Consider the following 18,700-nt stretch of genomic DNA (forward strand, 5'->3'; position numbering starts at 1 on the left):
ACCTCAGAGCACGTCGAGGGGGATCTTCAGGTAGCGAGTGCCATTAGCCTCGGCCGGCGGCAGCTGGCCAGCACGCATGTTGACCTGTACCGATGGCAGGATCAGGGTAGGCATGCCCAGAGTGGCGTCGCGTTTGCTGCGCATGGCAACGAAGTCTGCTTCGCTGATCCCTTCATGCACATGAACGTTATGCGCGCGCTCCTCGGCAACAGTGGTCTCAAAGCGGTAGTCGTCTCGTCCCGGTGCCTTGTAGTCATGGCACATGAACAGGCGTGTTTGGTCTGGCAGGCTGAAGAGCTTGCGAATCGACTGGTACAGGGTGTGTGCGCTACCGCCTGGGAAGTCGCAGCGGGCGGTACCGTAGTCGGGCATGAACAGGGTATCGCCGACAAATCCGGCATCACCGATGAGGTAGGTCATGCAGGCAGGAGTATGTCCGGGAGTGTGCAGGGCATGGGCTTCGATGCTGCCGATGGTGAAGGTGTCGCCGTCCGCGAACAGATGATCGAACTGGCTGCCATCGGTGGCGAACTCACAACCAGCATTGAACAGCTTGCCGAAAGTGTTCTGTACCACGGTGATGTTGGCGCCGATACCCAGTTTTCCGCCCAGCTCACGCTTCAGGTAAGGCGCAGCTGACAGGTGATCGGCGTGCACATGGGTTTCCAGCAGCCAGTCAACGGTCAGTTTATGTTCATGGACATGGGCGATCAGTCGGTCTGCACTGGCGAAGGAGGTGCGTCCGGATGCCGGGTCGTAGTCCAGTACCGAATCGATGATGGCGCAGTGTCTGGTGTTGGGGTCGCTGACCACGTAGCTATAGGTGAACGTGGCAGGGTCAAAGAATGCATCGACTTTGGGTTGCATGGCTGTGCTCCTCTTGCATACCCCGAGGGGTATCTTTGAGGAAAGCCTAGCTGCTTTTTGGTTCTATGCTTAGATTAAAAAGTAATATGGGCGGATTGGCTAGTCGTGCGCTGCAATAAATCGCGCATAACGTATTAAAAAATATAGATTTTTAGTCGCCTAATACGAATGTCTAGTTTGCTCTGGCCCGGTTCGGGAGGAACGAGAGTGCGGTGCCGCCATAAAAAACGGCGGCCCCAAAAGGGCCGCCGGCAGAGTTCGCTCCGAGGAGCGCGTCGGGAACACATGGGGAGGCTGGCCGCAGAAGCGACCAGCCGAAGCGCTTAGTTGGTGAAACCGAGTTTGGCGCGCCAGGTTCTTTCCAGAGCGCGGGTATCCTGCTGGGCCGGGTGAAAGCCTGGCTTGTAGTACTGCAGATAAGGCTTGATCAGGCCGGTGATGTAGCCGTTGCGCGGGCCGAACAGGGTTTTCAGGCCGTATTTCCAGCTTTTCCAGTTGAACAGTTGGCCGTCTTTGCGCAGGAGGTCAACCTGGAACCAGGCGATCACACCCAGGAACAGGATGGTGGTCAGCAGCATGGTGCTGGTGCGCAGCCAGTATCCACCACCAATGGCCTGGTAGGCGTCGTAGGCGACCGACTTGTGTTCGTTCTCTTCGATGGCATGCCACATCCACAGCTTGTACATGCGCGGATCGGTCATCTGCATGTTGATGTCCTCGCGGATCAGCAGCTGCTCGGCCATGGTCGCGGTGAAGTGCTCAAGGGCGCAGGTGGCGGCCACGCGCATCTTCTTGGTAGTGATCTTGGTCACCCACTCCATCAGCACCTTGATGCGCAGCTCAAGGGTATGCAGGTCGATGTTGTAGGCTTCGGCATATTCGTTGTAGGTCGCGTGCTCCTTGGAGTGCATCGCTTCCTGACCGATGAAGGCGCTGATGTCCTTCTGCAATTGCGGGTCCTTGATCTGATCTCTGACGCCGCGAACGCTGTCGACGAAGAACTTTTCGCCGTAGGGGAACAGGGAAGACAGGTTGTTCATGAACTGGGTCATGAACGGGTTGCCGCTCCACCAGTACTTGCCGGTGTCGGCGAAACTGAAGTCCATGCGGCGCACCGGGAAGTTGGCGCGGATCTGTACGCTCGGGGTAGCGGTTTCGGCAGTCATGGGGCGAGCTCCTCTGTTCTGAGCCTGCAGCACGGCAGGTGCATTCTTGTATGGGCACTTCGCCAAGACACGGATGACTGTGTCATTGGTTGATGTAATTGTCGTGAAAGAGGCAGCAGCGCGCCGCCAACTTAGGGTGGGTGAAGGGGCGCAGTGGATGTGCGGGTGTTACCTGAGCAGGGCTCAGGCTTCGTCGAGGGCGAAGGCGGTCAGGCAGAAGGTGGGGATGCCGGCGTCCTGCAGCAGGGTGGAACCACCCAGTTCCGGCAGGTCGATGATGGCGGCCGCCTCGAACACCTGAGCGCCCAGGCGGCGCACCAGTCGAGCGGCGGCGAGGAGGGTGCCGCCGGTGGCGATCAGATCATCGAAAATCAGTACCTTGTCGCCATCGCATAGGCTGTCGGCATGCACTTCCAGCAGGGCCTGACCGTATTCGGTCTGGTAGGCCTCGCCGATTACGTCGGCCGGCAGCTTGCCCTGCTTGCGGAACAGCACCAGAGGGCGGTTGAGTTGGTAGGCGATGATCGAGCCAATGATGAAGCCGCGCGCATCCATGGCACCGACATGGGTGAAGTCGGCTTCCACATAGCGCTGGATGAAACTGTCGGCGACCATGCGCAGGGCGCGTGGTGACTGGAACAGCGGGGCGATGTCGCGAAACACCACGCCCGGCTTGGGGAAGTCCGGCACCGGCCGGATCAGCGACTTGATATCACATTCGTCGAAAATCATCGGTGCCTTGCCTCTCGATCAATGCTCAGCGTTACCGCCAGCCAGGGCACACAGTTCGATTGGGTCGAGGATGTGCACTTCCTTGCCTTCGGCTTCGAGCATTCCGTTCTGCTGGAAACGGGTGAATACGCGGGAGACGGTTTCCACCGCCAGGCCCAGGTAGTTGCCGATCTCGTTGCGCGACATCGACAGGCGGAACTGGTTGGCCGAGAAGCCACGGGCACGGAAGCGCGCCGACAGGTTGACCAGGAAAGTGGCGATGCGCTCGTCTGCGGTCTTCTTCGACAGAAGCAGCATCATCTGCTGATCTTCGCGAATTTCGCGGCTCATGATGCGCATCAGCTGGCGGCGCAGTTGCGGCAGTTGGGCGGAGAGTTCTTCCAGACGATCGAAGGGGATCTCGCACACTGAGGTGGTTTCCAGTGCCTGCGCCGACACCGGGTAGTGATCGGTGTCCATGCCGGAGAGGCCGACCAGTTCGCTGGGCAGGTGGAAACCGGTGATCTGTTCCTCGCCACCGTCAGTGACACTGAAGGTCTTGAGGGCGCCGGCCCGTACAGCGAATACCGAGTTGAAGGCCTCACCCTGACGGAACAGGAACTCACCCTTTTTCAGCGGACGGCCACGCTTGACGATTTCATCGAGGGCATCCATGTCCTGCATCTCCAGGGAGATGGGCAGGCACAGCGGAGCTAGGCTGCAATCCTTGCAGTGCGCATGATTCTGCGGGCGGGCTTTTAGGGTTTCCTGCATGGTCGAGATCCTTGATCCAGGTCAACTGCCACAAGGTTACCGTAGCCGTGTTGTTGTGTGCCAGTCATGCAAGATTGCATTTGACCGTTCGTTCAGCTTGTTGCTGGCTAGGCCGCAGGGCTGGCGGGCAGACCTGCGGCCAAAGGTCGCTTACCAGAGCGGCAGGATGTAACTGACGATGAAGCGGTTCTCGTCCAGATCATTGCCGAAGTTGGAGCGCACGGTGGCATTGCGCCACTTGAAGCCGACATTCTTCAGCGGACCGTCCTGGATCACGTAGGCAATATCGGTGTTGCGTTCCCACTCCTTGCCCTCGCTGGCACCGGCTACGCCCTGATCGATGTTGTCGCCGTTGACGTAGCGGGTCATGAAGGTCAGGCCGGGAATGCCCAGACCGGCGAAGTTGTAGTCGTAGCGGGCCTGCCATGACTTCTCGTCCTTGAAGGCGAAATCGCCGATCTGCACGAAGTTGGTGAGGAAGGCGTCGGTGCCGTTGATATAGGCAAAGCCGGTATCTCCGCTCATTTTTTGATAGCCCAGGCCAAAGGCATGGAAGCCCATGGCATAGGTGAACATGGCGCCCAGGGCTGTGTTGTCGACGTTGGTCTGGCCGTCGTCGGTGGAGCGGGCGTAGCGCAGGTCGGTTTTCAGGCTCTGCTTGTCGGCCAGCGGCATGACATGCACGGCATTGAGGTAGTGCTGGTTGTAATACTGGTCGAGGTTGCCGTAGTGGTAGCTGGTGGTCAGCTGATCGTTCCACTTGTAGCTGGCGCCAGCGAAGTTGAACTCATCGCTGCCCAGTCCGGTACCCGGCAGGCCGGTAAAGCCGCGGGCCTTCGGGCTGCCATTGGTGATGGTCATGACCTCATGGTCCGAGGAGTCACGCTGGTTGACGCGGCTGAGTTGACCGGCATCGATGGTCATGCCGGCGATATCCAGCGAATTGACCTGGCCGCCCTGGAAGCTTTGCGGCAGCAGACGCGAATCGTTGGACATCACTACCGGCAGCTTGGGCATCAGGGTGCCGGCCTTGAGTACGGTCTGTGACACGCGCAGCTTGGCGGTGGCACCCAGATCGCCATAGCTGTCCTGAGCTTTGCCGGTATCCCGGTCGACCTGCAGCAGGCCAGTGCCGCTTTCCCCGCGGCCGGAGTCGAGTTTCACGCCGAGTGTGCCGATGGCGTCCACGCCGACACCCACCGTGCCCTCAGTAAAGCCGGACTCATAGCGCAGCAGAAAGCCCTGGGCCCACTCCTCGGACTTGCTGCGGTACTCGGTTGGCGTCTTGCCGGTCACTTTCGGCAGGGTCGGGTCGCCGTCCTGACGGAAGTCGCGGTTCATATAGAAATTGCGCAGCTCCAGGCTGGCCTTGCTGTCCTTGATGAACTCGGCCTGAGCCAGTGTCGGCAGGGTCAGACAGGTGCTGGCGGTGGCAAAAGCTACGGCACGGGCGAGTGGGGTTGGGATCATTTGTTGTTGTCTCCACGCGGGCAGGTGAGGCGGCAGAGCCGCAGTTGATGCTGCCCGCGGACTACAACATGACGAAACAATTACAGCCTTTAGACCTTGGTCGAGTCACTCGATCCAGTGCGGGAAGTAGCCCAGACCGCGCTGGACCCGCTCGTCGTGAGCCGGGATCACCTGCAGTTCGGGTTGTGCGGCCATCAGTTCATGCACCTTGCGCAGCTGCGCGGTGGTTTGTGCCGGGTCATTGTCGACCATGGCGCGGCTGATCCAGAACTTTTCCTTAGGCCCGGTGAAACCCTCCAAACGCCAGCTGGTATCGCCGGTGAAGAAGAAACGCCGGCCGTCCTCCAGTGTGAGGAATACGCCCATGCCGCCAGGTGTGTGACCGGGCATGGGCACCAGCACCACGGCACCATCACCGAACAGGTCCAGACTCTCTTCGAACCCGAGGAAGGGGGCTGGCTCGAACACCACCGGGCGCCAGCGTGGCTTGTGGCGGAACTGGCTGGGCAGGACCGCCGGTGGTGTGGCGATCTGGCTGAACTCGATCTCGGCATAGGGTGCCCACACCGGCACTTCGGCAAAGTCGGGCAGTCCCGAGGCATGATCCCAGTGGCTGTGGGTCAGCAGGATGCGGTCCAGGCGCAGACCGGCGCGTTCGAGCTGGTCGCGCACCGGGTCGACCTTGCCGTATTGCAGCAGGGGTTTGTCCCACCAGGGCATTTCACTGCTGAACTGGCTGTCCACTTGACGGCCCAGGCTGGTATCGATCAGCAGGGTGGCGGCGTGGTGTTCGACCAGCACGGCGACATGGTTGGCGATGGCTTTTTCAGTCCATTGGCCACCTTCCACGGTAAAGGCGTCGAGGGTCTCGGTCTCGGCGGTCCTGACCAGGCTGAAACGCAATCCGGCAGCCAGGCTGTGGGCGCTGGGCAGCATCAGGGCGAGGGCAAGCAGGATGCTCAGGCGGGTGTTGCTGCGGTGGCATTTGGCGTGGCTCATGATCCGTCTCCTTGTGGATGCCTGGATAATAGACAGACCAGTCTGTATAGTTCAAGGCGCCGGCCGATGACCGGCGCTTTGCATGAGGAGGGGAATATGGCCACAAGCAAGCGTGAGCAATTGCTGGATACGGCCTTGCAGCTGTTTTATCGCGAGGGTTATCACGCTACGGGCATCGAGCGCATTCTGGCGGAGTCAGGGGTCGCCAAGATGACCCTGTACAAACACTTTGCCTCCAAGGACGAGTTGATGCTGGCCGCTCTGCAGCGTCGTCACGAGCAGCTGGCGGAGCTGCTGCAGGGTGTTTTCGCGCAGCCGCCGGCTCAGGCGCTATTGGCGTGCTTCGAGGGCTTGCAGCAGTGGATTGTGGCCAGAGACTTCTGCGGCTGTCCGTTCAGCCACGCCGCGGCAGAGTTCCAGCAGGCCGGGCACCCGCTGCACCAGTTGGCGCGTCAGCACAAGGCCTTGCTGGGGGAGCTGTTCAGCGGCGCGTTGGCGCAACTGGGTGTGGCGCAGCCGGCGCTGCTGGCTCAGCAGTTGCTGGTGCTGTTTGAGGGTGCGCTGAGTCTGGCCCATGTGCAGGGGCCGGCCGAGCAGGGGAATCAGGCTGCGGCGGCGGCCCGCGTGTTGCTGGCCGCCGCCGGGGTTCAGCTGCCGCCCAGCAGGTAACCTTCTGCTGCTTCCACGGCGCCGAGTGCGCCGCTGAGCAGCAGCGTGTCACCTTCTTGCAGCATCAGGTGCTCCAGTGGGAGATCCTGGCCATCACGCCTTACGCCCTGCAGTTCTACCTCCAGTGCCGCCAGTGACAGGTCGTCCAGCGGTTTGCCGCAGGCATGGGCCTGTGCGCTGAGGGTGACGGCATGCAGCAGGCGACGGGGTTTGCCGTGGGCATCCAGCAGGTCGACCTGGCCGCCGTGGTAGAAGCCCTGCAGCAGGCGATAACGGTTATGGCGCACCTCGTCGGTGTGCTTCTGCACCCGGTGACGCGGCACGCCGAGCATGGTCAGGGTGTGCGCGGCGAGCATCAGGCTGGACTCCAGAATTTCCGGCACCACTTCGCTGGCGCCCAGACTCTGCAGTTCGGCCAGGCTGCTGTCGTCGCGGGTACGTACCAGAATCGGGATGTCGGCGCGCAGCACGCGGGCCTGTTCGACGATGCGGCGAGTCACGCCGATATCATCCACCGCCACCACCAGCAGGCGAGCTCTGGCGATGTTCATGGCCTGCAGCAGGTCGCTGCGGCGCGAGTCGCCGTAGTGAACCTTCTCTTCGCCGGCCGATGCTTCCTGCACCCGCACCGGGTCATCATCCAGGGCAATGAAGGGAATCTGCTCACGGCGCAGGAAGCGGCCAATCGACTGACCGACGCGGCCGTAGCCACAGATCAAGACATGTCCGCTGAGTTCGGCGCTGCTGGTCTGGATTTCCTCCAGCGGCGAATGCCCCTTGCTCCGACGGTGCCAGCGTGCGGCCAGGCGGGGGGCGGCCCGCAGCAGCAAGGGGGTAATAGCCATGGAGCAGAAGGTCGAGGCCACCAGCACGTTGGCGGCGGTGGTATGAACGGCGCCCAGATTTTGCAGCTGAGCCAGCAGGGCGAAGAAGAACTCGCCGCCCTGGGCCAGCGCCAGACCTGATCGCCAGGCGGTTTCCGTGCTGGCACCGCGCCACTTGATCAGCAGGGCCACGATCAGGCCTTTACTGCCCAGCAGCAGCAACGTCATGGCAAGAATCTTCGGTCCCTCGCTGAAAAACAGCGACAGGTCGATGAGCATGCCGACACTCACGAAGAAAAGACCCAGAAGAATGTCGCGGAAGGGCCTGATATCCGCCTCGATCTGGTGGCGGTAGTGGCTCTCGCCCAACAGCATGCCGGCGAGGAAGGCGCCAAGCGCCATGGACAGGCCGAGCAGGTGGGTCAGCCAAGCCGTCAGCAGCACGATGACCAGTGCCAGCAGAACGAACAGCTCCGGCGAGCGGGCGCTGGCCACTTCGTGGAACAGTGGCGGCAACAGCCAGCGGCTGACCACCATCAGGCCGAAGAACAGCAGCACAGCTTTGCCCAGCGTCAGCGGCAGTTCGATCTGCCATTGACTGTCGCCCTGGCCGGCGAACACCGGTACCAGGGTCAGCAAGAGGACGGCGACCAGATCCTGAAACAGCAGGACGCCAATGGCGTTCTGGCCGTGCGGGCTGAAAATCTCGCCGAGGCTGGTCAGCTCCTTGCTGACAATGGCGGTGGATGACAGTGACAGGCCGGCGCCCAGCAGAAAGGCTGTGCTGACCGGTACGCCGAGGGCATAGAACAGCCCCGTCAGAGGCAGGCTGCAGGCAATCACCTGCAGGCTGCCAAGGCCGAACACGGTTTTGCGCAGTGCCAGCATGCGCGGCAGGGAGAACTCCAGGCCCAGACTGAACAGCAGGAACACCACACCCATTTCGCCGAGCAGGTTGGCGTCATGGCCGAGCTTGTCGATCCAGCCAAAGGCCGCCGGGCCGCTGATCAGGCCGACGCAGAGGTAACCCAACACCGGCGGCAGGTTGATGCGGCGGAACAGGGCAATCACCACCAGCGAGGCGGCCAGAATGATCAGCAGATTATTGAACAACGGGAAATCTCCTTAGCTTTCAGCAGCATGCCGGGCTTGCAGGCGGGCGTCCAGCCTGGCGGTCGAGAGGCCTGATCTGCATCAAGACCTGGCTCCGGCCGTCTGTCGGTTCACTGGTCGTGGGTATCAAGTTTTCCGGCCGCAGGCCGCCACATGGTCAGATGTCCTTTTCAGGTATGCCGCCATGAACAGCCTCGCTGCCTTGCCTTTCAGCGCACAGCGCCCGACCACCTTCGATGCCGCACAGGCCCGCCGTCAGAACGTTGATCAGCAGGGCGTGCTGGCCAACCGTCTGGCCGAACGTCTGGGGCTGAAACCGGGCGCTTTGCAGGGCAGTGCCGGTGACTACACGCCGGCCAAGGTGGCAGATCGCGTGCTCGGCTTCATCGAACAGCGTCTAAATGCCGAGGCTGCGGCGGGCGCGGACCCGCAAAAGCTGCAGGGCCTGTTGGCCCAGGCACGCGAGGGCGTGGAGCAGGGCTTTGCCGAGGCGCGCAAGATTCTGGATGGCATGGGGCTGTTGCAGGGTCAGGTTGCCAGCGACATCGATGATACCTATCAGCGCATTCAGCAGGGGCTGAACGAGCTGGCGCCCGGCACAGTGCCCGAGTCTGTGCCGCAGTCCGGAAACGTGGCGGTGGCGAGCTACCGCGAACGCTTTGCCGCGGTTGCCGAAACCTTCGATCTGGCCATCACAACCCGCGATGGCGACCGTCTGCGCATCTCCGTTGCTCAGGCGTCGGCTAGCTACAGCGAGCAGGGCATGCTGGCCGCCAGCGATGGCCAGAGCAGTAGTGTGCTGGCCTATCAGCGTTCTTCCAGTGTGCAGATCGGCGCTTTTCAGGTCAGCGTCGAGGGTGAGCTGGATCAGGAGGAAATGACTGCGCTGAGCGATCTGCTCAAGCAGGTCGAGGGGCTTTCCAGTCGTTTCTACAGTGGTGACATGGCCGGCGCTTTTGACCGCGCCATGAACCTGCAGATGGATGGTGAGCAGTTGGCGTCGATGTCCCTGCAACTGACCCAGACCCGCGTGCGCCAGGCGACCGATGCCTACGCCGCGGTGGCCGGCAACTCGGCGCAGCCGCCCAGCGCCGGCAATGCGGCGCTGGGCGACTATGCCCGTGGTCTGCTGGAAGCCCTGAATCAGGTCAACGAGCTGGCTGAGCGGGGCCGTGATCTGCTGGAGCAACTGCTCGACGGCGGTTTTGCTCTCGACCCGCGCCTGAGCGATAAACAGTTGGAAAAGGCCGGCTGGCTCAATCGCAGTCTGCTCGATGGTTTTGCCGCACTGCAACAGGGCAAGCAGCCGGAGCAGCAGGCTGCCTGATAAACTGCGCACCTGATTTTCTGCGAGGTGCGCACGATGTTTCCCGAATGCCAACTGTTCGGCACCCTGGGCTGTCATCTCTGTGAGGTGGCTGAGGCGGTCCTGATGCCTTTTGTCGAGCGCGGCCTGCTGGTCGAGCTGATTGATATCGCCGAGCAGGAAAGCTGGGTCGAGGCCTATGGTCTGCGCATTCCGGTGCTGCGCCGTCTGGACACCGGCGCCGAGCTGAACTGGCCCTTCGAAGCCGAGCAACTGGTGAGCTTCCTGCGCTGAGGGTGGCGCGGGGGCTTTTTCGAAGGCAATAAAAAACCGGCCATCGAGGCCGGTTTTTCGGGAATTTGGTCGGAGCGACAGGATTCGAACCTGCGACCTTCTCGTCCCGAACGAGACGCGCTACCAAGCTGCGCTACGCTCCGTTAATGGCGCGCATTTTACCGAAAAAGTTTTGGTGCACAAGGGGTTAGCAGAAAGTTTTTGCTGGCGCCTAGTGCCTGGGCGCCGCCATCAGCAATTGCGGCGTATTGAGATTGGCCAGGCGCGGATCGTCCGCCGGGCAGTCCAGCGCGATGGGCTTCAGGCTGCGCAGCAGTCGCTGCGGACTGCGCTCGCCGGCCTCCCAGGCGGTTTCGAGGATGCTCGCAACAGCCTTGGGCCAGAGGCTGAACAGCGGCTCCCAGTAACCATTGCAACGTACCGCCACGGGCTGCGTGCCCGCCTGCTCCAGCAGGGCTTCAAGCAGTGCCTGATCGATGAGCGGTGCATCGCAGGGCAGAACCAGCAACTGGTCGTGCCGGGCGACCGCAAGGCCGGCACGAATGCCGGCCAGCGGCCCGGCGAAATCCTGGTTGCCATCACTGACCAGTTGGTCGGCGAAAACCTTGTAGCGTTCCTGATTGCGGTTGCAGGAGATGATCAGGTCATCGGTCAGGCCACGCACTGTCTGCTGTAGCCAACTGATCAGCGGCAGACCGTGCCAGTCGAGCAGCCCCTTGTCCTGGCCGCCGACGCGCTGACCACGACCGCCAGCCAGCAGCAGGATCGAACAGGGGAATGTTGGCGAATCAGGCATCAACGGCTCTGCCAAGGGCTATGCGGGGCTGTGATATAACACCGGCCACGTTACTCCCACAACAGGAAGCCTGCCATGAGCCACAAGGCTGAAGCCGCATTTGTTCCGCTTGCCATTGCCGTGTTGACCGTCAGCGATACCCGCAGCCTGGAAACCGACACCTCCGGTCAGTTGCTGGTCGATCGCCTGCAGGCTGCAGGGCATCAGCTGGCGGCACGGGTGCTGCTCAAGGACGATCTGTACCGCATTCGCGCCCAGGTGGCGCAGTGGATCGCCGAAGACAGTGTGCAGGTGGTCATCATCACGGGCGGCACTGGCTTCACTGGCCGCGACAGCACCCCGGAGGCAGTGCGTTGTCTGCTGGACAAGCAGGTCGATGGCTTTGGCGAGTTGTTCCGGCAGATCTCCGTGGCCGACATCGGCACCTCTACCATTCAGTCCCGCGCTCTGGCTGGGCTTTCCAATGGCACCCTGGTGTGCTGCCTGCCGGGCTCGACCAATGCCTGCCGCACGGCGTGGGACGGCATTCTCGCTGAGCAGCTGGATGCCCGGCACCGGCCATGCAACTTCGTGCCGCACCTCAAGGCCGTGGCCGCCTGCGAGAGCCGTGGATGAGTCTGCTCAGCGTCGAGGCGGCGCTGGAGCGCCTGCTGCTGCAGGCCGAGGCAGCGCCGATCGGGGGCGTCGAGCAGGTGGCATTGGCGGACGCCGATGGCCGTGTACTGGCTACCGATTTGGTTGCGGGGCTGGATCTGCCACCCTGGGACAACAGTGCCATGGATGGTTATGTGCTGAATCTGGCCGACTGGCAGGGTGAGCCGCTGGCGGTCAGCCAGCAGATTTTCGCAGGACAAGCTCCCGCCGCTTTGCAGCCCGGCAGCTGTGCGCGCATTTTTACCGGGGCCCCTGTGCCGGCCGGTGCCGACTGTGTGGAAATGCAGGAGAACTGCGAGGTGCTGAGTGATGGGCGGGTGCGTTTTCTGCAGCCGCTCAGGGCCCGCCAGAACATTCGCCCGCAGGGCCAGGAAACCCGCATCGGTGAGTGTGTGCTCGCGGCCGGCACACGGCTGACGCCGATCGAGCTGGGTCTGGCCGCATCACTTGGCCTGGCCGAGCTGCCGGTGCGCCGGCGACCACGGGTGGCGGTAGTGTCCACTGGAGATGAACTGGTCGTGCCAGGTCAGGCGCTCGGGCCCGGACAGATCTACAACAGCAACCGCAGCCTGTTGCTGGCCTGGCTGCAGCGCCTAGGCTGCGAAGCACTGGATGCGGGCATTCTGCCCGATGATCTGGCCAGGACCCGCGCGCCTTGGCGGAGCTGGGCGATGTTGACCTGATTCTCTCGACTGGTGGCGTCTCGGTGGGCGAGGCGGATTTTCTCGGGCAGGTGTTGCGTGAAGAGGGTGAACTGGCCTTGTGGAAACTGGCTATCAAGCCCGGCAAGCCCCTGACCTGCGGGCAGTATCGGGGTGTTCCGGTGATCGGCCTGCCCGGCAATCCGGCCTCCACGCTGGTCACCTTCGGTTTGCTGGCGCGGCCTTACCTGCTGCGGCGCCTGGGTGTGGCCGAAGTGGCGCCGCTGGGCTTTGCCGTGCCGGCGGGCTTCGCCTGGAACAAGCCCGGCAGTCGCCGCGAATACCTGCGGGCACGGCTGGAGCAGGGGCGGGCGGTGCTGTATCCGAACCAGAGTTCCGGCGTGCTGCGCAGTGCCAGCTGGGCCGATGGTCTGGCCGAGGTGCTGGAACACACGACCCTGACCGAGGGCGATAGCCTGCGCTTTATCCCGTTCAGCGAATTGCTGGCTTAACTTCGCCAGGGCTTGAGCCACACTGCGAGGCTCAGTAGGCACAGTATCCCGCCCAGGGTACCCAGTGTCAGTTGCAGCCAAAACTGGTGGATTGGGTGCAGGGTCAGCGCTGCGACGGCCAGCAGTGTTACGCATACTGACCATTGCGCAGGCCAGTTGAGACTGCGCAGCAGGTTCTGACGCTGTAATAGCAGCAGGCTGGTCAGTATCACGCCGGCCAGTGCGGCTAGCGCAATGCCCGTCAGGCCAAACCATCCAGGTAACACTGCCAGCAGTGCTGCGTTCAGCATGCTGCCGGCCAGTTCGCAGCGTAGCGGCAGACGAGTATCTGCTGCTGCGTAGGCGTAACGTGCCAGCATTGCATTCCAGGCGCCGAATACCAGTGGTACGGCGAACCAGGCCAGCAACTCTGGCAGTGGACCGTCAGAAGAGCCCGCCGGCAAAAAAAGTTGGACCAGGGCCGGACTGGCGGCGATCAGGCCAAAAGCAGCAGGCAGCGTCAGTAAGGTAGAGGCTCCCAAACCCTGACGTAGTATTGCCAGACGGTCGTTGCCGGCGCGGCTACTCATCATCCCGAGCAGCACCTGATTGAGGGCCATGAGGGCAATTAGCGGCAAATTGATCAGCTTGCGGGCCAGATTCACCCAGGTGACAGCGCCCTCGCCAAGCAGACTGGCGACCAGACGCTCCAGTAGAGCGAGCCCTTGACTGGCGGCATTGCTGGCCAGCAACGGGCCGATTTGTCTGAGGAGCTCGCGTCCGGCGCCTGGTTCACCATGCACACTAAATGGCCGCCAGCCCTGACGAATATTCGGCGTAATGATGGCGAGTGGCATCAGCAGACTACCAATGACGCAGGCCTGAGCCAGTTCATCAGCTGTGGCGGCATCTCCTTGCAGGCTTAGCCAGAGCACCGGTGGCAGATTGAACAGCAGGGAGCCCAGCCCCGCGAGGACAAAGCGTTCAGCCGCTTGCAGGGGAATACTCAGCCAGGCATGCAGGATAAAGCCGGGAGCACAGAGTGCAAGCAGGCGCAGGCTGTCGGCAGCCTGCTGCTGGGCGTTGTCATCCAGTCCCGGGCCAATCAGCTGAGTCCAGAGTGGCGCGGCACCTGCCAGCAGCGTGGAGAGTAAGACCGCGCTCAGCAGTAACCAAGGCGTTAGTCCATTGAGCCATTGCTGGCGCTGCAGAGCATCGCGCTGCTGATACAGCGGCAACGCGGCAGCACTGATCAGACCTGCGGCCAGCGTCATACGCAGCGCCTCGGGCAGAAAGAGGGCGACGAGAAAAGCATCGCTGCGTGCGCCTGCGCCCCAGCTGGCCACCAGCAGCCATTCACGGGCAAAGCCCAGCGCCAGGCCTGCAAGGGTGGCCAGAGTCAGCCAGAGGGTACTGTTGAACATCGCAATCAGTGCAGGAGGGTAAACAGCCCCTTGCCTCCAACCTTGTAGTTAAGGCCGCGAGGTCGTTCGCCCATGGGTTTTGCGCCTGTTCCGCCGACAATTTTGTAGGGGGCAACCTCCTTGGCCACCACGGTGTTGGCGGTGACGACTGCACCTTCACCGATATGTGAGCCATGACCGACAAGCGCGCGACTGGCGATCCAGGCGTAATCATCAATGTAGATTGGGGCTGACACGGACCAGAATTCGGGGGCGGTGAGGTCATGGCTGCCAGCGATGATCAGCACATGCGAGGCAATAGCGACATGGTCACCGATGATCAGGCCAGCTCTGGCATCAACCTGACAGTGCCAGGCGATCACGCTGTCTTCACCCATCACAAGGTTTTCCACACCCAGCACCTCGGTATTACGCCAGATCGAAGAACCCTTGCCGATTTTCGCGCCGCCGGCCCGCAGCCACCAGATGCGCAGGTTGTGGCTGGGTATCTTGTTGATCAGGATGTTGTAAGTCTGTTCCCAGGCTCGCAACCAGCGGTCTTTCAGGGTGGCCCAGTTCTTCCCATAGAGCGGGACGAAGGTCGCCGGAATTTCTGTTTTCAGCAGTGCATAGAAGCGCTGTGCCAGCGGGTTTTGAATACGTGGCTCGATATTGACGGAGGCAATGGCATAACGATCGCCTTCCTCGAAGGCGACATCGTTGGCCAGCATCCACTCCAGGGCTTCACCCAAAGCTTCGGGGGTTACATTCAGCGTGCGGGCATAGTCGCTGAGCTGATTGCGCAGATGTGAGCGCAGCATGACGCGATGTTTCATCAGTGGGTTTCCTGGCATTCCCGTGTCTGTTGCGGAAACAGCCTGGCTTGTTGCAGAGCCAGGCCGGCAAGCAGCCAGAACAGGGCGATGATGACAAAGGTAAAACTGTAATAGTGGTCGAAGATTCCAGTCAGCAGTGCGGCAAGTACGCCAGCCATGCTCCCCAGCCAGATTGCATTGTCGTGAGTAATGAGCGGCACACTGCCGGCCGGACGGACCGCTCGCCACCATAGCGTGGTCACCAGTACAAACAGTGCCATGCCAGGCAGGCCAATCTTGTAGATGAAGTTCAACCAGAGGTTGGAAATACCCAGCAGGCCGCTGCCCGGCACAGGCGGATCGATTTTGAAGCCAATGCCCAAGGGGTAGCGTGCCATGGCTTCGGGAAACATGGCGTACTCTTCGAAGCGAATTTCAGTACTGGCGTTGCTGGAGGAGAACATGCTCAGCAGGCGTTCCTGCAGGGGAGGGTAGAACATCACCAGTGCCGCCCCGAACGCTGCACCTAGGCCGATGATTCGACCACTGTAGGGCACTCGCTTGTAGCTAAGCCAGAACAGCACCAGTACGAGCGATACGATGGCTCCACGGGAAATACTGAATAGCAGACCGGCTACACCCATCACGGCTACGGTCAGGCCCAGCAGACGACGCCAGCCAGAGCGGGTCCAGCCATAGAGCAGCGCCAACGGTACCATCAGGGCAAGAATGCCGCCGGTCAGGTTGGGGTGTACCCACGGCGAGGCCATGCGCTGGAAGTTGGCCGAGAAAATATCCTTGATCGCTTCGGGGTGGGCGTATTTTAGGTCGGTCAGAATCGGAATCATGGTGTTGGCATCCCGATCTTTCAGGAACATGAAGATCGACAGGCTGAGCATGGCCAGGTTTCCGAGCAGCAGGGCCACAATCAGCTGATCTCGGTCACGATCGGTCCGCAGCAGCAAGGGCACCAGAAACAGGACTGAGAGGTTCATCAGCCAGCGTATCCAGTTAACAGGACCATTGCCTTCGGCACTGATGATCAGCATGCCCACCACGAATGGCAGTGTTGAGTAAGCCATCAGCATCGCCAGACTGCGCTCTACCGGATGCCAGTGCAGCAGGCCGCGGTTGCGGCCGAGAAAACCCTGCCAGAATACGGCCACCCAGGTCAGCATCAGCACCCCTTCGCTGATCGTGGTGCGGATACCGATCTGCACAGTGGTGTAAGGGATACTGGTTGCCAGCACGGCAAAGATCAGCAAGCCCCAGAGAGGTTTGCGCATCAATGTCAGGGCCAAAGCCACGCCCACCAGCAGAATGATGAGTTTGCTCCCTGGCAGCACCCACAAAAGCGCTCCGAACAAGGTGCCGAGCAGTACGGCAATAGGAAGGCCAATGCTCATCCGTTGAGCTCCTCAAGCAGGCAAGAGAGGCGCTGGCGGTAAGCTGCAGGGCCGAAGCCCGCGGCCCATTCGGTCAGTGCCGGGCTGCGAGGCAGCGGCTGCTGGGCCAGTTCAAGCATGCAGCGTTGCTGATCAGCTGAATCATAGGGGGCGAAGCGGGGAGACTCTGGCGGAGCAACCTCGTCCAGTGCTGATCCCCTGGCCAGTGCGACCGGCGTACCAAGGCCCAGAGCCTCAACCACTGGCAAGCCAAAACCTTCGGCATAGGAGGGCTGCCACAGGCATTCGGCATGGGAATAGAGCGCTTGCAGTTCGGCGTCACCCAGACCATGGCGCCAGTGCAGGCCGGGTAAGTTGCGCAGGTGGGCTGGCACATCATCGGAGTGGCCGACCAGAACTAATTCCGGAACCTCCGGTGAGTTTGCCCGTACAGCCTGCCAACTGCTGAGAAACAGTGGCATGTTCTTGCGTGGTTCACGGGTGCCTACGGCCAACCAGTAACGGGACGGTAGATCCACTGGACGGCTCGACTCCGCGTGGGTAGGGAAAGGCGCAACCAGATTGGGCTGTACGCGTATCTTGTGGCGAGCAAAAGGGAACAATCGAACGGCTTCACGAGCCGAGAACTGTGATGGGCACCAGACCCGGTCAGCCCGCCAGACCGACCAGGCGATTGAAAGAGTATCAATGAGGCGATAAGCCAGGGCCTTGAGCCGGGAGCGGTGATGGTTTTGCTCGGTAAGCTGAAACAGATCGTGGAGCAGCAGTACCCAGCGCTGCCCGGCCGGTTTGCTGCCAAGCGGCAGGCCCATGTTGGCGGTAGCGATATACAGATCGACACTTCGCTCGCGCAATGCTTGTGGCAGGAATCTGGCTTCGAAGCGCCAGCGGACCTGTGGACGCTGAAGCCCCTCTAGGGGGCCTGGCCACGGCGGGCAGAAAGCAGTTGCGCGTTGTGCATGCTCAAGTGGAGCTTCAGTAAAACGCAACAGCTCGGTGTCAGAACGATCCAACAGCGCTTGCTCCAGTGCGCGAACCTGCCGGCCGATGCCGGACTGCGGGGCCACGGTGGCGGGTCGGTAATCCAGACCTACGCGCATTCGGGATTCTCCAGAATCTGTTGATAGACCGCTTCCAGCTGATTAGCGGCCGCGCTCCAGTCGTGCGTGCTTTGTACATACTGACGTCCGCGCTCGCCGATTTCACGCGCTTGGCCGGGGTTGTTCAGTAACTCGCTTAACGCCTGGCAGAGCACCTCCGATGTTTCGCCCAGCCTGGCTTGGACGCCGTTCTCCAGGGCCAAGCCAGAGGCTCCCTGTGCGGTGCTCACCAGCGGTAAACCGGCAGCCAGTGCTTCAAGTACCTTCAGTTTGGAGCCACCGCCGTGACGTAGAGGCGCCAGAAACAAGCTGCTCTCTTGCTGCAGGGTGGCCAGATTATCGACGAAGCCGTGCCACTCGATTCGTGGGTCGGTCCAGCGCTGGGCCCATTCTTGCGGCATTGCATAACCGGCTACGGCAAAGCGGGCTTGTGGATAGTGCAGCCAGAGGCGCGGGAGAATTTCATCCAGAGCCCAGGTCACTGCATCGACATTGGGCGGGTATTCGTAATTCCCGACAAAGAGAATCCGCTGCGCCTCGATATCCGGCTTCACCTGTGCGGCGGCGCGGGTATCAACGCCATTGACCACTACCGACACCGGAGTCTGGGTGAGCTGGATCATGGCCTGCGCGTCAGCTTCGGTTACGGCCACTACCTGGCGTGCTGCGTCGAACACCTGGCGCTCCCAGCGCCGGGCCCGCCATTGATCGAACCAGACAAAGGGGGCTGCCCATCGGGGAAAACGGCTGTAGGTTGCCCCGCCCAGACTTGACTCCAGATTGTGTTCAGTCAGCACGAATCCACGCGGATAATTCGACAGACTTCTGGCATAAGGCTGGAAGCTATAGCTGTGCTCGACCTGAACCACATCCCAGTGCTCATTCAGGAGCTGCTTGAAGGTATCGCTGAGCCGCTTGTTTAGGCCATTAATGCAAGTCAGCAGTGGCCATGGGCCGAAAAGCGCACAGGCCAGCGTGAGCGGATGGCGCAGGCTACGACGTGGGAGCACGATCAAGCGTTCCAGCATCGGTTCAAGCGCTTGGCGTGCTGCTGCATCAAGCTCGGTTTTCGACTGCACCAGAAGTGTGATGCGGTGACCTCGTGCGGCCAGTGTGCGCAGCAGATGATACTGGCGAGTCTTGCCGCCACTGGCTGTTGGCCAGGGCAGATAGGGCAGGATCCAGAGAATACGCATTGGCC

General features: G+C 61.6%; 17 protein-coding genes, 1 tRNA gene and 1 pseudogene. 5 read left to right on the forward strand and 14 right to left on the reverse strand.

Going from position 1 to position 18,700, the window contains the following annotated elements:
- Nucleotides 1-3: 3 nt before the first annotated feature.
- The 6 genes from CK486_RS03465 to CK486_RS03490 form a co-directional block, all read right to left on the reverse strand.
- Nucleotides 4-867 carry an MBL fold metallo-hydrolase gene (locus tag CK486_RS03465; protein ID WP_095938875.1) on the reverse strand — a complete coding sequence of 288 codons (864 nt, stop codon included), beginning with the start codon at nt 865-867 and terminating at the stop codon, nt 4-6.
- A 323-nt stretch (nt 868-1,190) separates the two neighbouring features.
- Nucleotides 1,191-2,033, reverse strand: a complete 843-nt coding sequence (locus CK486_RS03470; RefSeq protein WP_095938876.1) for a metal-dependent hydrolase — start codon at nt 2,031-2,033, stop codon at nt 1,191-1,193.
- Nucleotides 2,034-2,216: 183 nt separating this feature from the next.
- The gene (locus tag CK486_RS03475) at nt 2,217-2,765 is read right to left on the reverse strand and encodes an adenine phosphoribosyltransferase (RefSeq protein WP_095938877.1); all 549 of its coding nucleotides are present in this window, start codon (nt 2,763-2,765) and stop codon (nt 2,217-2,219) included.
- A gap of 18 nt (nt 2,766-2,783) precedes the next feature.
- Complete coding sequence (fnr, locus tag CK486_RS03480; RefSeq protein ID WP_095938878.1) at nt 2,784-3,518, reverse strand: fumarate/nitrate reduction transcriptional regulator Fnr; 735 nt, start codon at nt 3,516-3,518, stop codon at nt 2,784-2,786.
- A gap of 150 nt (nt 3,519-3,668) precedes the next feature.
- Complete coding sequence (locus CK486_RS03485) at nt 3,669-4,988, reverse strand: OprD family porin (RefSeq protein ID WP_095938879.1); 1,320 nt, start codon at nt 4,986-4,988, stop codon at nt 3,669-3,671.
- 105 nt (nt 4,989-5,093) lie between these two features.
- The gene (locus CK486_RS03490) at nt 5,094-5,987 is read right to left on the reverse strand and encodes an MBL fold metallo-hydrolase (protein WP_095938880.1); all 894 of its coding nucleotides are present in this window, start codon (nt 5,985-5,987) and stop codon (nt 5,094-5,096) included.
- A gap of 96 nt (nt 5,988-6,083) precedes the next feature.
- Between CK486_RS03490 and CK486_RS03495 the strand changes: the two genes are divergently transcribed.
- Entirely contained in the window at nt 6,084-6,656 is a 573-nt protein-coding gene (locus CK486_RS03495; RefSeq protein ID WP_095938881.1) for a TetR/AcrR family transcriptional regulator, read from the forward strand.
- Here the strand turns inward: CK486_RS03495 and CK486_RS03500 are convergent.
- Nucleotides 6,635-8,593, reverse strand: a complete 1,959-nt coding sequence (locus CK486_RS03500; RefSeq protein WP_095938882.1) for a monovalent cation:proton antiporter family protein — start codon at nt 8,591-8,593, stop codon at nt 6,635-6,637. The genes CK486_RS03495 and CK486_RS03500 overlap by 22 nt on opposite strands.
- Nucleotides 8,594-8,777: 184 nt before the next feature.
- Here CK486_RS03500 and CK486_RS03505 point away from each other — a divergent pair, with 184 nt between their 5' ends.
- Together CK486_RS03505 and CK486_RS03510 are read left to right on the forward strand one after the other, a co-directional pair.
- A complete protein-coding gene (locus tag CK486_RS03505) occupies nt 8,778-9,920 on the forward strand; it encodes a DUF5610 domain-containing protein (protein ID WP_095938883.1) in 1,143 nt (380 codons plus the stop codon).
- A gap of 36 nt (nt 9,921-9,956) precedes the next feature.
- A complete protein-coding gene (locus tag CK486_RS03510; protein ID WP_095938884.1) occupies nt 9,957-10,193 on the forward strand; it encodes a glutaredoxin family protein in 237 nt (78 codons plus the stop codon).
- Nucleotides 10,194-10,259: 66 nt separating this feature from the next.
- Here the strand turns inward: CK486_RS03510 and CK486_RS03515 are convergent.
- Both CK486_RS03515 and mobA read right to left on the reverse strand, forming a co-directional pair.
- A tRNA-Pro gene (locus CK486_RS03515) sits at nt 10,260-10,336 on the reverse strand.
- Between the two features lie 68 nt (nt 10,337-10,404).
- Nucleotides 10,405-10,989 carry a molybdenum cofactor guanylyltransferase MobA gene (gene mobA, locus CK486_RS03520; protein ID WP_095938885.1) on the reverse strand — a complete coding sequence of 195 codons (585 nt, stop codon included), beginning with the start codon at nt 10,987-10,989 and terminating at the stop codon, nt 10,405-10,407.
- Between the two features lie 75 nt (nt 10,990-11,064).
- Here mobA and moaB point away from each other — a divergent pair, with 75 nt between their 5' ends.
- The gene (moaB, locus tag CK486_RS03525; protein ID WP_095938886.1) at nt 11,065-11,604 is read left to right on the forward strand and encodes a molybdenum cofactor biosynthesis protein B; all 540 of its coding nucleotides are present in this window, start codon (nt 11,065-11,067) and stop codon (nt 11,602-11,604) included.
- Nucleotides 11,601-12,796: pseudogene (glp, locus tag CK486_RS03530) on the forward strand (gephyrin-like molybdotransferase Glp). Before moaB ends, glp begins: the two are co-directional and overlap by 4 nt.
- On the opposite strand, the gene CK486_RS03535 reads toward glp, so the two are convergent.
- The 5 genes from CK486_RS03535 to CK486_RS03555 are packed head-to-tail and all read right to left on the reverse strand — an operon-like array spanning nt 12,793 to nt 18,695.
- Nucleotides 12,793-14,199 (reverse strand): lipid II flippase MurJ, encoded by a 1,407-nt coding sequence (locus CK486_RS03535; RefSeq protein WP_095938887.1) that lies wholly within the window; start codon nt 14,197-14,199, stop codon nt 12,793-12,795. The pseudogene glp and the gene CK486_RS03535 sit on opposite strands and share 4 nt — an antisense overlap.
- A 5-nt stretch (nt 14,200-14,204) precedes the next feature.
- The gene (locus CK486_RS03540) at nt 14,205-15,014 is read right to left on the reverse strand and encodes an acyltransferase (protein ID WP_095938888.1); all 810 of its coding nucleotides are present in this window, start codon (nt 15,012-15,014) and stop codon (nt 14,205-14,207) included.
- Nucleotides 15,014-16,399 (reverse strand): O-antigen ligase, encoded by a 1,386-nt coding sequence (locus CK486_RS03545; RefSeq protein WP_095938889.1) that lies wholly within the window; start codon nt 16,397-16,399, stop codon nt 15,014-15,016. Before CK486_RS03545 ends, CK486_RS03540 begins: the two co-directional genes overlap by 1 nt.
- Nucleotides 16,396-17,499, reverse strand: a complete 1,104-nt coding sequence (locus tag CK486_RS03550) for a glycosyltransferase family 1 protein (RefSeq protein ID WP_095938890.1) — start codon at nt 17,497-17,499, stop codon at nt 16,396-16,398. Before CK486_RS03550 ends, CK486_RS03545 begins: the two co-directional genes overlap by 4 nt.
- On the reverse strand, nt 17,490-18,695 hold the full coding sequence (locus CK486_RS03555) for a glycosyltransferase family 4 protein (RefSeq protein WP_095938891.1): 1,206 nt from the start codon (nt 18,693-18,695) through the stop codon (nt 17,490-17,492). Before CK486_RS03555 ends, CK486_RS03550 begins: the two co-directional genes overlap by 10 nt.
- Nucleotides 18,696-18,700: the final 5 nt, after the last annotated feature.

The organism is Pseudomonas sp. HAR-UPW-AIA-41 (genome assembly GCF_002304225.1).
In the GTDB taxonomy this organism is placed as follows: domain Bacteria; phylum Pseudomonadota; class Gammaproteobacteria; order Pseudomonadales; family Pseudomonadaceae; genus Aquipseudomonas.

What these genes read in the sequence shown, in the direction of transcription:
- CK486_RS03495 (WP_095938881.1), top strand. Translation starts at nt 6,084, where the DNA reads ATGGCCACAAGCAAGCGTGAGCAATTGCTGGATACGGCCTTGCAGCTG.
- CK486_RS03545 (WP_095938889.1), bottom strand. Translation starts at nt 16,399, where the DNA reads ATGAGCATTGGCCTTCCTATTGCCGTACTGCTCGGCACCTTGTTCGGA.
- CK486_RS03475 (WP_095938877.1), bottom strand. Translation starts at nt 2,765, where the DNA reads ATGATTTTCGACGAATGTGATATCAAGTCGCTGATCCGGCCGGTGCCG.
- CK486_RS03550 (WP_095938890.1), bottom strand. Translation starts at nt 17,499, where the DNA reads ATGCGCGTAGGTCTGGATTACCGACCCGCCACCGTGGCCCCGCAGTCC.
- CK486_RS03490 (WP_095938880.1), bottom strand. Translation starts at nt 5,987, where the DNA reads ATGAGCCACGCCAAATGCCACCGCAGCAACACCCGCCTGAGCATCCTG.
- CK486_RS03555 (WP_095938891.1), bottom strand. Translation starts at nt 18,695, where the DNA reads ATGCGTATTCTCTGGATCCTGCCCTATCTGCCCTGGCCAACAGCCAGT.
- fnr (WP_095938878.1), bottom strand. Translation starts at nt 3,518, where the DNA reads ATGCAGGAAACCCTAAAAGCCCGCCCGCAGAATCATGCGCACTGCAAG.
- CK486_RS03465 (WP_095938875.1), bottom strand. Translation starts at nt 867, where the DNA reads ATGCAACCCAAAGTCGATGCATTCTTTGACCCTGCCACGTTCACCTAT.
- CK486_RS03535 (WP_095938887.1), bottom strand. Translation starts at nt 14,199, where the DNA reads ATGTTCAACAGTACCCTCTGGCTGACTCTGGCCACCCTTGCAGGCCTG.
- CK486_RS03485 (WP_095938879.1), bottom strand. Translation starts at nt 4,988, where the DNA reads ATGATCCCAACCCCACTCGCCCGTGCCGTAGCTTTTGCCACCGCCAGC.
- moaB (WP_095938886.1), top strand. Translation starts at nt 11,065, where the DNA reads ATGAGCCACAAGGCTGAAGCCGCATTTGTTCCGCTTGCCATTGCCGTG.
- CK486_RS03510 (WP_095938884.1), top strand. Translation starts at nt 9,957, where the DNA reads ATGTTTCCCGAATGCCAACTGTTCGGCACCCTGGGCTGTCATCTCTGT.
- CK486_RS03470 (WP_095938876.1), bottom strand. Translation starts at nt 2,033, where the DNA reads ATGACTGCCGAAACCGCTACCCCGAGCGTACAGATCCGCGCCAACTTC.
- mobA (WP_095938885.1), bottom strand. Translation starts at nt 10,989, where the DNA reads ATGCCTGATTCGCCAACATTCCCCTGTTCGATCCTGCTGCTGGCTGGC.
- CK486_RS03540 (WP_095938888.1), bottom strand. Translation starts at nt 15,014, where the DNA reads ATGAAACATCGCGTCATGCTGCGCTCACATCTGCGCAATCAGCTCAGC.
- CK486_RS03505 (WP_095938883.1), top strand. Translation starts at nt 8,778, where the DNA reads ATGAACAGCCTCGCTGCCTTGCCTTTCAGCGCACAGCGCCCGACCACC.